This is a genomic window from Roseovarius sp. E0-M6 (genome assembly GCF_037083845.1).
In the GTDB taxonomy this organism is placed as follows: domain Bacteria; phylum Pseudomonadota; class Alphaproteobacteria; order Rhodobacterales; family Rhodobacteraceae; genus Roseovarius.
Map to the genome: position 1 here is coordinate 430873 of NZ_JBAPLA010000001.1, position 14612 is coordinate 445484.

The window sequence follows — 14612 nt, forward strand, 5'->3', positions numbered from 1 at the left end:
ATTCGCAGTCGCGGGTTGGACGGGTGAACCGGCAGTTTAAAAGCCTCCGGCACGAAAAAGACGAAGGGACGAGGATAGATGAGCGAGATCGAGGCGCTTCAGGGGCGCATCATGGCGGCGTTGGACAGGATTGGCGAAGGTGTCGAATCCATCCGGTCTGAACCCGCCCCACAGGACAGCGACAACGATGATGCCGCGCAGCTTCGTCAGGAGCTTGAGGACGAGCGCCTTGCCAATGCGCAGCTTGAGGAGCGTGTGAAATCGCTCAGCAGCAGGGTCAGGCAGATGGAAGAGGCGGGGCAGACCGCCGAGGCGAGTCGCGACACCAGCGACGCCACGCGCAAGGAGGCGATGCGCCGCATGGACGCCGAGCTTCAGGCGCTGCGTCTGGCCAATCAACAGCTTCGCGACAACAACGCCGCCCTACGCGAGGCGAACGAGACGGGCGTTGTCGAACCGCATCTGATCAACAAGGCGATGATGGCCGAGCTTGACGGGCTCAGGGCGGCGCGTGCGGCGGACCGCGCCGAGATGGATCTGGTGCTTGCTGAGCTGGATCAGACGCTTGCCAACTCAAATGGTGCGGCCGATGACGCGCCGCGGACGGAGGACATCTGATGCCCGAGGTGGAAATCGAAATCGGCGGCCGCAGCTTCGAAGTCTCCTGTCAGGAAGGCGAAGAGCATTACCTGCAGGCCGCCTCGAAGATGCTTGACGAGGAAGCCGCGGTTCTGACCGCGCAGATCGGGCGCATTCCCGAGGCGCGTATGCTTCTTATGGCGGGTCTCATGCTTGCCGATAAGACGGCGGGAATGCAGGACAAGCTGCGCGAAGCCGAGGACAAGCTCGCCGAGAAGGAGGCGGAGCTTGCGCAGCTTCGCGATGCAGAACCGCAGAAGATCGAAGTGCCGGTCATGCCCGACGGTGTTCGCGATACGCTCGCCGAGATTGCGGCGCGCGCCGAGGCGCTGGCCGATGAGGTCGATGGCAAACAGGCGGGATAGGATCAGGGCATGTTAACCCTGCGCCGTGGTCGAATGCCCGAACGCGGTTTCGATCGCGTTTGTCATTGCCCGCGCCGCAGGATCATCCACCTCCTTGGCCGAGGCCAGAATCAGCGTTGAAACCGGCATGTCCGGAAAACCCGCCGCTTTTGGCACCGGAACGAGCTTTGTGCCCGGCGTGCATGTGCCCAGAAGACCCACCGCGATGCCCGCTTCGATGGCCGCCGTGACGCCTGCGACGCTCTGGCTTGAATAGACCACGCGATAGGGGCGGGACATCGTATCGAGCGCCGCAAGTGCCACGTCGCGCCACCAACAGGCCTGATCGAACAGAGCGACCGGCAAAGGCTCGTGTTCCAGCACATCGCACCCCTCGCGCATCATCCAAGCGGTGGGATCGCGCATCAGGATACGATCGCCGGGACCGGCGTGCTCCACTTCATAGACAGCAAGATCAAGTGCCCCCCGGGCCAGCGCGTTGGGAAAACCCGCGCTGAGCGCGCAGGTGACCTCGAGTTCGACCTGTGGGTGCGATTGTGCGAAATGTGAAATGATGCGGGTCAGCCGTCCCTGTGTGTGATCGTCGGGAATACCAAGGCGGAGATGCCCGCCAAGCGCATCCGCGGTAAGCTGCCGGTATGCCGAATCGAGCGTCGCCGTCACCTCGCGCGCTACGGGCAATAGCCGCCGACCAAGAGCCGTCGGCGCGACGCCACGGGCGTGACGATCGAAGACCTGCGCGCCAAGCAAAGTCTCAAGCCGCTTGATCTGAAGGCTGGCTGCGGATTGCGTGCGTCCGATCCGGGCCGCTCCTTCGGTCATACTGCCGGTTTCGGCAATGGCCACAAAGCTGCGCAAAAGATCCGTGTCCAGATTTTCCATGAGATAATCTCATACCTTGAATTTGTAATATTCGTTTTAATTGTGAATTGGCGCGTGTCAGGATGCAAGCTGTCATCTGATCGGGGAACACATACGTGACACAGCCATCCAAAACGTCGATCCGGCTTTCGCGCGCGGTGATATGGCGGGTCGCCGTTGCCGTTCTGCTGCTGGCGGCCCTGGTTTCTTGGCCGGACACCGTGACTGCCATGGTGGGTTTCATCCTTCAAAGTTTCGTAGTGATTTCGCCGCTTGTCGTGCCGGGCATTCTTTTGGCCGCGTGGATCATCGCGAGCGGCGCGGATGCGCATGTGGCCCGTATCTTTGCGGCGCGCCCCGGTCGGGCCATTGTCGCCGCGTCGACCATCGGCGCGCTCACGCCGGTATGCGGGGTCACGGTGCTTCCGCTTATGGCGGGGCTTTTGGCGGCACGCGTGCCGCTGGCCCCGGTCATGGCCTTCTGGCTGTCGTCGCCGGTGACCGACCCTGCGATGCTGGCCACAACGGTGGCTATGCTCGGGGTCGGGTTCGCAGTGGGTAAAACCCTCGCGGCGTTCGCGCTTGGCCTCATGGGCGGGGCGGTGACGCACGCGATGCGGGGCGCCCCCTGGGCGCGCTTCGCGCTTCGTGACAACGGAATTGTGCGCGCCGTGGTGGCACGCCAAAGCGGCTGCGGCCCGCAGGACTTCATGCCGATGGTATGGCGCACGCCCGAGCGCCGCAGCATCTTTGTCGCGCAAACTTGGGCGACGACACGGCTTATGCTGGTTTGTCTCTCGCCCGCGTTCGCGGCTGAATATCTCTTGCATCTTTGGCTTGATCCGCGCGCGCTGAGCGGGGTTCTGGGGGCCCAGTCGGCTTGGGCCATTCCGTTGGCTGTGACGGTGGGTGCGCCGGCCTATCTTGACGGGTTCGCCGCGCTGCCGCTCACGCGGGGGCTCATGGCGCACGGTATGTCGCCCGGCGCGGCGATGGGTTTTCTCGTGTCGGGCGGAGTGGTCAGCATTTGGGGCGCGATGGCGATCTTTCCGGTGTTGCGGCTTAAGCCCTTCCTGCTTTATCTCGCGCTCGCGGTTTGCGGATCTTTGCTCGTGGCTTATGTGTTCGAGGCGGTGATGGCGCTTTGAAAGGATGATGGCGAAGATGCGAACAATCGCGGAACATCTCTTTATTTCATCTGAATGACGGACTAATATCCCCGCCATGAGCAGTTTCAGCGACTCCGACGCCTTCGAGGGCGCCTCTCTTTCGTCCCGCGCGATGGCAGCGCGGCCGATGCCATATCTTGACGGTCTCAACCCCGAGCAGCGCGAGGCGGTCGAGCGACTTTCGGGCCCTGTCCTCATGCTGGCGGGGGCGGGTACGGGCAAGACCAAGGCGCTGACCAGCCGGATCGCGCATCTGTTGAACACCGGCACGGCGCGGCCCAACGAAATCCTTGCCGTCACCTTCACCAACAAGGCCGCGCGCGAGATGAAATCGCGTGTCGGAAGCCATCTGGGGGAGGCGGTTGAGGGGATGCCCTGGCTCGGCACGTTTCATTCGATCTGTGTGAAGCTGCTGCGCCGGCATGCCGAGCTTGTGGGGCTCAAGTCGAACTTCACCATTCTGGACACCGACGATCAGCTGCGCCTTCTCAAGCAACTGGTGCAGGCGGCGGGCATTGACGACAAACGCTGGCCCGCGCGGCAACTGGCGGGAATCATCGACCAGTGGAAAAACCGGGCCTGGACACCCGAGACGGTGCCGGCAAGTGAGGCGAGCGCATATGATGGCAAGGCGCCGGGGCTCTACCGGCTGTATCAGGCCCGTCTGCGCGAGTTGAACGCGGTGGATTTCGGCGATCTGCTTTTGCATATGGTGGTGATCTTTCAGACCCATGCGGATGTTCTCGAGCAGTATCAACGCTGGTTCCGATATATCCTCGTGGACGAATATCAGGATACGAATGTCGCGCAATACATGTGGCTGCGTCTGCTTGCGGAGGGCCACAAGAACATCTGTTGTGTGGGCGATGACGATCAATCGATCTATGGCTGGCGCGGCGCCGAGGTGGGCAATATCCTGCGGTTCGAAAAGGATTTCCCGGGCGCGCATGTGGTTAGGCTTGAGCAGAATTACCGCTCGACCGAACATATTCTGGCCGCTGCCGGAGGCGTGATCGCGGGCAACAAGGGGCGGCTTGGCAAAGAGCTTTGGACCGACGCACGGGGCGGTGAGAAAGTGCGCCTGATCGGTCATTGGGACGGTGAGGAAGAGGCGCGCTGGATCGGTGAAGAGATCGAGGCGATGCAGAGCGGCACACGCGGAATGCGGGCCTTTTCGCTGGATGAGATGGCGATCCTCGTGCGAGCCAGCCACCAGATGCGCGCCTTCGAGGACCGGTTCCTGACCATCGGCATGCCTTACCGCGTGATCGGTGGCCCGCGTTTTTATGAGCGCAAGGAAATCCGCGATGCGATGGCCTATTTCCGGCTGGTCGTCTCGCCCGCCGATGATCTGGCGTTCGAGCGGATCGTGAACACGCCCAAACGCGGCCTTGGCGACAAGGCGCAACAGACGATTCAGCGGATTGCGCGTGACAACGGAATATCGCTCGTGGATGGGGCCGCGCAGGCGGTCGAGCAGGGTGCGATCAAGGGCAAGGGCGCGCAGGCACTGGGCAAGCTTGTCGTGGATCTGAGCCGCTGGGGCCGGATGACCGGCGACAAGAGCCTGAGCCATGTGGAGCTTGCCGAGATCATCCTTGACGAAAGCGGCTACACCGAGATGTGGCAAAACGACAAGACACCAGAAGCGCCGGGTCGTCTTGAAAACCTCAAGGAACTGGTCAAGGCCCTGGAAGGGTTTGAAAACCTTGGTGGGTTCCTTGAGCATGTCAGCCTTGTCATGGACAACGAGAGCGACGAGGCCGGTGAGAAGGTCAGCATCATGACCCTGCATGCGGCCAAGGGTCTGGAATTTCCCGCTGTGTTCCTGCCGGGATGGGAAGACGGGCTTTTCCCGTCGCAGCGCAGCATGGATGAGAGCGGCCTCAAGGGCGTCGAGGAAGAGCGGCGTCTTGCCTATGTGGGCATCACGCGGGCCGAAGAGGTCTGCACCATTTCCTTTGCGGGCAACCGGCGGGTCTTTGGCCAATGGCAAAGCGCGCTGCCGTCGCGGTTCATCGACGAACTGCCCGAGGGACATGTCGAAGTCCTGACGCCGCCCGGCCTTTATGGCGGTGGCTATGGCGCGGCGGGGATGGGCGGCGCCTCGAGCGGACTTGATGAGCGCGCGGCCAAGGCCGATGCCTATAATTCACCCGGCTGGCGCAGGCTTCAGGCGCGGGCGAGTGAACGCCCGATCAGCCAACCGCGCGAATCGAAATCGAGCGTCATCGACATGCAGGCGGTGAGCGCACACACGATCGGCCAACGGGTGTTTCACCAGAAGTTCGGCTATGGCACCGTCGAGGGTATTGAGGGCGACAAGCTTGAGATCGCCTTTGAAAAGGCCGGGCCCAAGAAGGTGGTGGCGCGATTTGTCACAGGTGTAGATGATGTGCCATTTTGAGCGTCGTCCACCATATATTGTGTGATCTGGCGCAAAGATTGCCTTCGATGGTCGCAATCAGGACTTGCGCGGTTGTGCGCTTCGGTTAATCTGATTGCCTCAGGGTGCCGTCCCCGCAAGGGGCCGGAGAATTGGGAAGCCGGTGAAAGCCCGGCGCTGCCCCCGCAACGGTAGGAAGGGGCGACAGGCGTAAGACCACTGGACCGCATGGTCCGGGAAGGTGCCCGTCGCAGGCCATCGGCCAACCTTCGAGCCCGGAAACCAGCCTTGGGATAACGTCAAACCGCGGGGGGCGGATAAGGCGGCACATGCCAGACTTATCAAGGCATAAGCCCCCAAATCTCACCTCGCCCCATCCGGCCCGGGGTGTGGCCGGGGAGAAGACAGACATGACGATGACACGTATCCTGAACGGGCTTGAGGACAGCGACGCGCATGGTGCAGAGGCGCGGGCCATGGCGCGGCTTGGGTTTCTTGAATGGGCGTTTGCCGCCGAAGGGCAGGTGACACCACAAGTGGCGCGCGACGCGCTTGCGCATCCGGCGGCGCAGCGGGCGGAAAGCGATGCCGCGCAGGCCTTCGTAGGGTATCTGCGAGAAGCGACACGGGCGTTTTCAGCAGCGCGCGGACGCCGGGGTCGAATGCGCGCTATTCACTGAATATCTTTTGAACGCAGATGGTTGAGGGCTATTTCGCATGTTTCTCGGCATAGGTCACGGCCTCATCGACCTCGGCCTGTGACGGATGGCGACCGGTGAAGCCATAGAGATAGCCCGCAACCCGTCCCTGACGGTCGGCCAGCGGTTCATCTATATCGAGCGCATAATAGCCAATCTGCTGATAATACAGGATGCGGGCGCGGATGTCGGCCTCGTCCGCGGGGTAGCCATGGCGCTCGAACATGGACTGGATCGCGGCCTGACGGATCGCGTCATTCGCGGCCATCTTGGCGTGAACGGTGGCATCGCGGCGTGACCACTCGCGAATAGCGAAGTCAAGTTTCTGTTGAAAAAGCAATGGGTTAATAAAGCATCTGAAAAACTGAGCCACCGCTTGCGTGATGGCGGCGGCGGGCAAGTCGCAATGCGCCACGAGCTGGGCCGTGGTGGCGGATTCCCAGTCTGCCAGAAGCGCGTCGAGCAGATCCTGACGGGAGATGAAATACCAGTAGAAGCTGGAGCGCGAGACGCCGAGCCGACGGCCGAGCGTGAGGATCTTGACCTCGCTCACGCCGTCCTCGATCAGCACCTTTCGCGCCGCATCAAGCCAGTCCTGACGGCTGACCTTGGCGTGGGGCGCGGGGCCGGTGTCGGGGGCATTTTCGCTGTCGGTATCCACGTCGGTATCCACGTCGGTATCGCGTCGGTGCGTCATATCGGGATGCACCCCACGTCGAAAGGTTCAACTTTCGGGCGCGGCGCCGCCCGCACGGGTAAGCCGCGCCACGCGGTCGCGGAACGCTTCCAGCCGGTCGGGATCGCAGATCGGGTCGGGGGCCGCATGCACGATCTCTTGCCACTTGGCGGTGGCGCGGGCCGACGCATCGAGCGCGCCGCGTTCGGTCCATGTGCCGAAATTCGACAAATCCCCGATGAGCGGTTCGTAGAATTCGGTCTGATAACGCTCCATCGTATGCGCCGCACCGAAGAAATGGCCGCCGGGCTTAACCTCGGCCAATGCGTCCAGGCCGATTTCCGCGTCGCCGGCTTGGGCTCCGGCGCAAAGCTCGGCGACCATCTGGAGCACTTCGAGATCGGTGATGAGCTTTTCGTAGGAGACGGTGAGCCCGCCTTCGAGCCAGCCGGCGGAGTGGACCACCACGGTGGCCCCGGCAAGGAAGCACCCCCAATTGCCGAACTGGGTTTCATTCGCGGCCTGCGCATCGTTGATGTTGGCGGCGGACCCGGAGGCGCAGCGCCACGGCAGCCCCAGCTTGCGCGCCAGTTGCCCCGCCGCGAGCGAGGCGCGGAAATGCTCGGGCGTGCCAAAGGCCGGGGCGCCCGACTTCATGTCCACGTTCGAGGTGAAGGTGCCATAGCAGACCGGCGCGCCGGGGCGGGCCAATTGCGTGAGGGTGATCGCGGCCAGTGCTTCGGCATGACTGAGGGTGATCGCGCCCGCCACGGTGATCGGTGCCATGGCCCCCATCAGCGTGAAAGGCGTCACGATCGAGACCTGCCCCGCGCGCGCGAAATCGATCAGCCCCTGCGCCATAGGGATGTCGAGCGTGCGCGGGGAATTGGTGTTGATGATCGTGTAACAATGCGACTCTGCGGTAAATTCATCATCGCTGAGACCGCGGAAGTCCTGAAGGAGTTCAAAGCTTTGCCTGACCTGCGGCGTGCCGCGCGAGAAGACGAAGGGGAGCTTGTCGGTCAGCGAGAATTGCGCGTCCAGCGTGGCGTAGTGGCGCAGATGTATCGGCACGTCCTGCGGCTCGATCAGGGGCGGGATCATGTGCAGGACATCGAACGCCTGTGTGAGCTTCAGCAACTCCCGGAAATCGGTTTCCGTGCCGGGGCGTCGGCCACGGGTGAGGTCGGTCGCGTGGGGGGCGCCTGCGCCCGGCTGAAACACCATGCGGCCCAGTTCGAGCGTGAGGTCACGGTCGCGGCTGGCGGCGCGGCATGTGATGCTGCGGGGCGCGATGGCAAGCGCCGCCTCGACGATGTCGCGGCCCAGATAGACCATTTCGCTATCTTCATCGACATGCGCCCCGGCGCGGGCGAGAATCGTCCGGGCCTCGGGGAGTAGCACCTTGATTCCGAGCCGTTCGAGCACATCGAGCGCGGCCTCGTGCATCGCCTCGATCCGGTCGTCGGAAAAGACGTTCATGGTGGGAAAGGGGTTGCGCAGGTTGCGGTAATCGACCGTGCGGGCCGAGGTCTCGGCGGCGGCGTGCTTGGCGCGGCGGCCCCGGCGACGAGTTGGGGTGTCGAGCGTCATGATGGCCCTCTTTGGTGAGTCGCCACGACTCTAGACACATGTGTCCAGTGCGCCAAGAAAATTCAGTCGGCTTGCGCGCGTCCGGGTAATGCCGGAGGATGGCATTTTGCGGTATCGTCGCGCGGTGAAACCGTCCCTTAGCGGTTCGGGAATAGCTTCACGATGTGCGCAACAGGACTGGAAAGGACAGTGTATGATCAATTTTGAAACCTTCGGCGATCTGGCCGGTGTCGATGTGGGCCCCTTCGGACCGAAACCCACCACGCTGACAGAAGGTCAGGAGGAGGCGGCGGTCAAACTGTGGAGTTCGGCGGACGGGCACACGACGATCGGGGTCTGGGAGTGCACGCCCGGTCATTTCACCGCGGATCGGACCAAGGCGGGAGAATATTGCCACATCGTCTCGGGTCGTGCGACGGTGCGCGACAGCGACGGATCGCGTGAGCGCGAAATCGGGCCGGGTGATCTTTTGATCCTGCCCCAAGGGTGGACGGGTGAGTGGATCCTGCACGAGCACATGCGCAAGCTTTTCGTGATCAGCGCCTCGCCGCAGTGATCGAAAAAGCGGTGGCGGAAATGGTAGGCCCGGAGGGACTCGAACCCCCAACCAAAGCGTTATGAGCGCTCTGCTCTAACCAGTTGAGCTACAGGCCCGCCTGCCTTGCCTCCTAGGGGCAGGCGGAACCTGCGTCAAGGCTTTGACGATTGCGGGGGTGCGGTCTATCGGATAGAGGCAGGCCAGATCGGACGAGAGGGCACGGTATGAGCCAGAAGAAGAACGGCATCACCTATGCGGATGCGGGCGTCGACATAGATGCGGGCAATGCGCTCGTGGATCGGATCAAGCCAGCGGCGAAGCGCACGACACGCCCCGGTGTCATGTCCGGGCTTGGTGGTTTTGGTGCGCTTTTCGATCTCAAGGCGGCCGGATATTCCGATCCGGTTCTGGTGGCCGCCACCGACGGGGTGGGCACCAAGCTTCGTATCGCGATTGACACGGGGCATGTGGACGGCGTCGGGATCGACCTTGTCGCGATGTGCGTCAATGACCTTGTGTGTCAGGGAGCCGAGCCGCTTTTCTTTCTGGATTATTTCGCGACCGGGCGGCTTGAGACCGAAAGCGCGGCGCGCATTGTCGAAGGCATCGCCGAGGGATGTGTGCGCTCGGGTGCCGCGTTGATCGGGGGGGAGACCGCCGAGATGCCGGGCATGTATCCCGATGGCGATTTTGACCTTGCGGGATTTGCCGTGGGCGCGATGGAGCGCGGTGCCGCTCTTCCCGAGGGCGTGGGAGAGGGCGATGTCCTTCTGGGTCTGGCGAGCGATGGGGTGCATTCGAACGGATACAGTTTGGTGCGGAAAATTGTCGAGATGTCGGGCCTTGGCTGGGGGGCTGACTGCCCTTGGAGCGACGGCACGCTTGGTGAGGCGCTGCTGGCCCCGACGCGGCTTTATGTGACGCAGGCGCTTGCCGCGGTGCGCGAGGGTGGGGTTCATGCGTTGGCCCATATCACCGGCGGTGGCCTCACCGAGAACCTGCCGCGTGTCCTGCCCGAGGGATTGGGCGCGCGCATCGACCTTGGGTCATGGGCTCTGCCGGGGGTGTTTCAATGGCTGCGCCAAGAGGGCGGCATGGATGAGGCGGAAATGCTCAAGACCTTCAACTGTGGCATCGGCATGATCCTCGTGGTCGAGGCGGGGCGCGCTGACGCGCTCACCGCGCTCTTGGAAAACGTGGGTGAGGGTGTGACGCGGCTCGGTCACGTGGTGAGTGGTGAAGGCGTGACCTATGAGGGCGCGTTGAGATGACCGAGCGGGTCGCCATCCTGATTTCGGGCGGCGGATCGAACATGGCCGCGCTTATCGACAGTATGGCCGAAGAGGGGCATCCGGCCGAGCCCGTGCTTGTCGTTTCGAACAACCCTGAGGCGGGCGGGCTAGAAAAGGCGCGTGACCGCGGGGTCGAGACCGCGGTGGTCGATCATCGCACGTTTCACGGTGATCGCGCCGCCTTTGAGGACGCGCTCCACGAGCGGCTTGAAGAGGCCGCGCCCGATATCTTGTGCCTTGCGGGGTTCATGCGCATTCTGGACGAGCCGTTCGTTGCGCGCTGGGATGGCAGGATGCTCAATATCCATCCGTCCCTTTTGCCGAAATACCCCGGCCTCGACACCCATGGCCGTGCGTTGCGGGCGGGCGACGCGGAGGCGGGCTGCACAGTACATGAGGTCACTTCCGAGCTTGATGGCGGTCCGATCCTTGGGCAGGCGCGGGTGCCGGTGCGGTCGGACGATACGCCTGACACGCTGGCTGCGCGGGTGCTTGAGAAAGAACACATCCTGTATCCGAGGGTTCTGCGCCGCTTTGCCAAAGGTGAAAAAAGTCCAATTTTCTGCTCCTGAACCGGGAATGTGAGGCACGAGGTCCGCGACCTGCACCCGCTTCCTTGCAATTTCCGCGCTCTGGCGTATAAGGGGCCACCGCCAAGGCGCGCGCCCCGACATGCAACCGCGAGCATCCATGAAGACAATCACCAAGACTGACGATCTGGCCGCCTTTTGCAGCGCGGCACGCAAGCATCCCTATGTGACCGTCGACACCGAATTTCTGCGAGAGCGAACGTATTATTCCAAGCTTTGCCTCGTGCAGCTTGCCATGCCCGGTGAGGATGATGAGGGGGCGGTTCTGGTCGATCCGCTGATGGGTGACCTGTCGCTTGAGCCGCTCTACGATCTGTTCCGGGACGAAAGCGTCGTGAAGGTGTTTCACGCGGCGCGGCAAGACCTTGAGATTTTCTATGTGGATGCTGGGGTGATTCCCGCGCCGCTGTTCGATACGCAAATCGCGGCAATGGTTTGCGGTTTTGGAGAGCAGGTCGGCTATGAAACGCTGGTGCGCCGGATCGCGCGGCAGCAACTCGACAAATCTTCGCGATTTACCGATTGGTCGCGCCGTCCGTTGAGCGATGCACAGAAAAAATACGCGCTGGGCGACGTGACGCATCTGCGACGCATTTACGAATATCTTGCCGCCGAACTGCAAAAGAGTGGGCGTGATGCATGGGTCAAGGAAGAGTTGGCGGTTCTGACCGCCCCGGAAACCTATGTCACACATCCCGAAGACGCGTGGGAGCGGATCAAGACGCGCAACAACTCGGGAAAATACCTGGCGATTGTGCGGGAACTGGCGCAGTTCCGCGAAGCGCATGCCCAAGAGCGCAACATTCCGCGCAATCGTGTCTTCAAGGACGACGCGCTTCTGGAATTGGCGGCGACCAAGCCGCGCAGCACCGAAGACCTTGGCCGGTCGCGCCTGCTGTTGCGCGAGGCGCGCAAGGGGCCCGTCGCCGAAGGTATCCTTGGGGCGGTTGAACGCGGCCTTAATTGCGCACCGGCGGATCAGCCGCAGAAAGACGGTGCCGATGGCAAGCTTAACGTCAATCCGGCGGTGGCCGACATGCTGCGTGTGCTTCTCAAGGGCAAATCGGAAGAATTCGGCGTGGCCTCCAAGCTTGTCGCGACCGCATCGGACCTTGACGCTATCGCCGCTGGCAAGCGTGACGTTGCCGCACTAAGCGGATGGCGGGCCGAAGTGTTCGGGCGCGATGCGATCAAGCTGTGCGATGGCAAAATCGGTCTGCGTGTGAATGGCAGCCGGATCGAGGCGGTCGAACTCTAAACCGTTGCGCGGGTTTCGCGGGTCAGGCATCACGCAGGCGCGTGCGCTCGGCTTCGAGTGGGAGTGACTGATTGGCATGAAGCTGCGCCAGTTTCGCCATGGCAAGTGCCGCCTCGTTGACGCGCTCATCGGGCGATTGGGCCAAGCGGTGCAGCGCACCGCGCAGGTGGGCCGCGACTTCGATCAGACCGGCCCCGTCGCGGGCGGTGGCGGCAAAAGCCGCATCCATCAGATCATGCGCCGAGGGCACCTTGATGAACACATGGGGGCACTGTGCCCCGTCGCCTATGCCGGACTCCTGTGCGTATTCCCAGATCAGCGCCTCGAGCCGGGTTACGGCCTCGATCGCGGTGCCGGGATCGTTGACACCGGGCGAGAGGGCGCGCGATGAGATTTCCGACAGCACGGTCAGACCGAAAGCCGGATCCTGTTCATAGGTTCGCATATCACCGACCACAAAACAGTCGGAGAGATCAGTTATCACGTCGTCAGAAACATGTCCCGAGACCCGTGCGATGGGTTGGCCACGCAACACCGGTGAGCCCGGGTTGAGCGTCACGTAAACGAAAGACCTGTCCGGCAGGCTTTCTTCAAGACCCGGGACGTCGATCAACTGCACATAGCCCGAATTTCTTGCGCAAAGTTCGGTCAGATGTTCGGGCAGGATCGTGTCGGAGGTGAGTGGATTGCCGCCAAGCGCAGGGGTATGAGCGAAGGCCCGCAGCCCGCTCTGGGCCAGATCATGGACGTTGCGCATGCTTTCATCAATGCTGCCCAGCTTGCTCAAATGGTCGATCCAGCGCAGCATCGCAGCGATCACGCCGAACACCACCAGCACCGTCACCAGCATGGTGATCACGCTTGAATTATCCGCGAAAAGCCCCGACTGAATGAGGATGATGGTGCTGAGCGCATAAACGAACGCGCCGATGAATACTGCGAGCACCGATTGAGTGGTCGTATCCTCGAGCAACAGGCGGTGTATCCGAGGCGTTGCCGATTGCGCCGCGCCGCGATGGGCGGTGACCATCACATTGAGCGAGAAGGTCGAGACAGCCAGCATCGAGGAGGCGACAATCGTGAGCACGGTCATCACGGCATCCGGGCCGATCTGCACCGTGAAATCGGGATCAATCCAGCGTGCGAAAAGAGGCTCGGCAACCGCGACCATGAGCGACAGCGCGGCATAGGCCGAAACGCGAATCCAGAGTTTCCGGTAATAGCGCCGAAAGATCAGGATCGGCATGCGCAGGTAATCACCCAAGGTCGCGCCCTTTCCACAAGCGTGCCGACGCGACGGTGAGTTGGGGCAGAATGTTGGTCTGGGCCCCGGTTTTGTGGGGTCCGCTGCCTTTGCTCAACTCAGCGGCGGCTTGTCAGAACATTACCCACGCCACGCACCTGGATTTGAGTGACATCGCGCAACACCTGATCTGACACGTAGCGCGCGGCATGCACGCGGCGTGTCTGTTGCGGGCCTTGCGGGGTATTCGTGGGCTGTAGTGCTTCGAGTCTGTAGGCGAGCACGCCATTCACCGCCTCGTCCTCTTGTCCGTTGAGCGGGTTAAGCCGGACATCGAAGGCGCCTTGCCGCAGGGGCAGGCCGGTCACACGGATGATAGCCCCACCCGAGCTTCGTTCGACCGACAGGCTGGTGATGGATTGCACCGGCGTGCCCTCGTATGTCTCCTCATCGGATTTGAGGCGAAAAATACTGGGCCGTTGTTCGGGAATCAGCGGGTTTACCTCGGCTTCGGCGGGCGTGGTTCTGGCCACGCGTTTCGAACTGCTGTTGCCGAACCAGTTGCCGGGGTTCACGCGGCTATCGCGCCACCCAGAGCATCCGGCGAGCGTAAGCGAGGAGATCACCAGAAGTGCCACAAGAATGCGCATGTCGTGCCTTGTCCCTTTGTGCCCCGGGGGCCTTGGCTGCACAGTATGACGCATCGGGAAGCGGTGCAAGCGGGGGCTGGACGTTTGCGGGGTGCAGGCTTAGGTCAATGGTGAGACCCAAAGCGTTTCGCGAAGAACTTGAAGCACAGATTTTCGTGAAACGCAGCGCGACAGTCAGGCGTTGCACTCGTTTCGCTGATGTCTCAGGTCAAAGGCGAAACGCTTTAAGAGGATATCCCATGGCACAACAGGCATTCGAAGACATCGTAGAGGATTTCGAATTTCTCGAGGATTGGGAGGATCGTTATCGCCATGTGATCGAACAAGGCAAGGCGATGGACCCACTCGATGACGCGCTCAAGGTGCCCGCAACCAAGGTTGAGGGCTGTGCGAGTCAGGTCTGGCTTCATCCCCGTATCGAGGACGGACGGTTTCACTTCGAAGGCGACAGCGACGCGATGATTGTGCGTGGCCTGATCGCCGTGTTGCGTGCGCTTTACAACGGATTGCCCGTGCGCGAGGTGCCGCAGGTGGATGCGGGAGGTGAGTTGGCGCGGCTGGGCCTCAACGATCATCTGTCGGCGCAGCGTTCGAACGGGCTGCGCGCGATGATCGAGCGTATCCGACTGGTGGCGGCAGAGGCCGCCGCGTGAG

At 62.4% G+C, this 14612-nt stretch carries 15 protein-coding genes, 1 tRNA gene and 1 riboswitch; of the genes, 10 read left to right on the plus strand and 6 right to left on the minus strand.

Features of this window, described 5'->3' with window-relative positions; all coding sequences use genetic code 11:
- The first annotated feature begins 78 nt into the window (after positions 1-78).
- Complete coding sequence (locus V8359_RS02210) at positions 79-618, plus strand: hypothetical protein (RefSeq protein WP_336427065.1); 540 nt, start codon at positions 79-81, stop codon at positions 616-618.
- Positions 618-1004: a cell division protein ZapA gene (locus V8359_RS02215; RefSeq protein ID WP_336427066.1), complete on the plus strand. Its 387-nt coding sequence runs from the start codon at positions 618-620 to the stop codon at positions 1002-1004. Before V8359_RS02210 ends, V8359_RS02215 begins: the two co-directional genes overlap by 1 nt.
- A gap of 12 nt (positions 1005-1016) precedes the next feature.
- Here the strand turns inward: V8359_RS02215 and V8359_RS02220 are convergent, their stop codons facing one another.
- Positions 1017-1886, minus strand: a complete 870-nt coding sequence (locus tag V8359_RS02220) for a LysR family transcriptional regulator (protein ID WP_336427067.1) — start codon at positions 1884-1886, stop codon at positions 1017-1019.
- A gap of 95 nt (positions 1887-1981) precedes the next feature.
- Between V8359_RS02220 and V8359_RS02225 the strand changes: the two genes are divergently transcribed.
- The 3 genes from V8359_RS02225 to V8359_RS02235 all read left to right on the plus strand — a co-directional run bounded on the left by V8359_RS02225 (position 1982) and on the right by V8359_RS02235 (position 6100).
- Entirely contained in the window at positions 1982-3013 is a 1032-nt protein-coding gene (locus V8359_RS02225; RefSeq protein ID WP_336427069.1) for a permease, read from the plus strand.
- Positions 3014-3089: 76 nt separating this feature from the next.
- Positions 3090-5441: an ATP-dependent helicase gene (locus tag V8359_RS02230; protein WP_336427070.1), complete on the plus strand. Its 2352-nt coding sequence runs from the start codon at positions 3090-3092 to the stop codon at positions 5439-5441.
- An 85-nt stretch (positions 5442-5526) separates the two neighbouring features.
- Positions 5527-5725: riboswitch (cobalamin riboswitch) on the plus strand.
- 105 nt (positions 5726-5830) lie between these two features.
- A complete protein-coding gene (locus tag V8359_RS02235) occupies positions 5831-6100 on the plus strand; it encodes a hypothetical protein (protein ID WP_336427071.1) in 270 nt (89 codons plus the stop codon).
- A gap of 28 nt (positions 6101-6128) precedes the next feature.
- Here the strand turns inward: V8359_RS02235 and V8359_RS02240 are convergent, their stop codons facing one another.
- Both V8359_RS02240 and V8359_RS02245 read right to left on the minus strand, forming a co-directional pair.
- Complete coding sequence (locus V8359_RS02240; protein WP_336427072.1) at positions 6129-6815, minus strand: TetR/AcrR family transcriptional regulator; 687 nt, start codon at positions 6813-6815, stop codon at positions 6129-6131.
- A 27-nt stretch (positions 6816-6842) separates the two neighbouring features.
- Positions 6843-8387: a trimethylamine methyltransferase family protein gene (locus V8359_RS02245; protein ID WP_336427073.1), complete on the minus strand. Its 1545-nt coding sequence runs from the start codon at positions 8385-8387 to the stop codon at positions 6843-6845.
- Positions 8388-8580: 193 nt separating this feature from the next.
- On the opposite strand from V8359_RS02245, the gene V8359_RS02250 reads away from it, so the two are divergent.
- Positions 8581-8943: a cupin domain-containing protein gene (locus V8359_RS02250; RefSeq protein WP_336427074.1), complete on the plus strand. Its 363-nt coding sequence runs from the start codon at positions 8581-8583 to the stop codon at positions 8941-8943.
- 21 nt (positions 8944-8964) lie between these two features.
- Here the strand turns inward: V8359_RS02250 and V8359_RS02255 are convergent.
- Positions 8965-9041: transfer RNA gene (locus V8359_RS02255), tRNA-Ile, on the minus strand.
- Between the two features lie 108 nt (positions 9042-9149).
- On the opposite strand from V8359_RS02255, the gene purM reads away from it, so the two are divergent.
- The 3 genes from purM to rnd all read left to right on the plus strand — a co-directional run bounded on the left by purM (position 9150) and on the right by rnd (position 12065).
- Positions 9150-10196 (plus strand): phosphoribosylformylglycinamidine cyclo-ligase, encoded by a 1047-nt coding sequence (gene purM, locus V8359_RS02260; RefSeq protein ID WP_336427075.1) that lies wholly within the window; start codon positions 9150-9152, stop codon positions 10194-10196.
- Positions 10193-10789 (plus strand): phosphoribosylglycinamide formyltransferase, encoded by a 597-nt coding sequence (gene purN / locus V8359_RS02265; RefSeq protein ID WP_336427076.1) that lies wholly within the window; start codon positions 10193-10195, stop codon positions 10787-10789. The genes purM and purN overlap by 4 nt, the downstream gene beginning before the upstream one ends.
- 118 nt (positions 10790-10907) lie before the next feature.
- Positions 10908-12065, plus strand: coding sequence for a ribonuclease D (gene rnd, locus V8359_RS02270; RefSeq protein ID WP_336427077.1), 1158 nt, complete (start codon positions 10908-10910; stop codon positions 12063-12065).
- Between the two features lie 22 nt (positions 12066-12087).
- Here rnd and V8359_RS02275 read toward each other — a convergent pair whose 3' ends face one another.
- Entirely contained in the window at positions 12088-13329 is a 1242-nt protein-coding gene (locus V8359_RS02275) for a DUF2254 domain-containing protein (protein ID WP_336427078.1), read from the minus strand.
- A gap of 98 nt (positions 13330-13427) precedes the next feature.
- Positions 13428-13958 (minus strand): hypothetical protein, encoded by a 531-nt coding sequence (locus V8359_RS02280; protein ID WP_336427079.1) that lies wholly within the window; start codon positions 13956-13958, stop codon positions 13428-13430.
- A 239-nt stretch (positions 13959-14197) separates the two neighbouring features.
- Here V8359_RS02280 and V8359_RS02285 point away from each other — a divergent pair, with 239 nt between their 5' ends.
- Positions 14198-14611 (plus strand): SufE family protein, encoded by a 414-nt coding sequence (locus V8359_RS02285; protein ID WP_336427080.1) that lies wholly within the window; start codon positions 14198-14200, stop codon positions 14609-14611.
- The last annotated feature ends 1 nt before the right edge of the window (position 14612 follow it).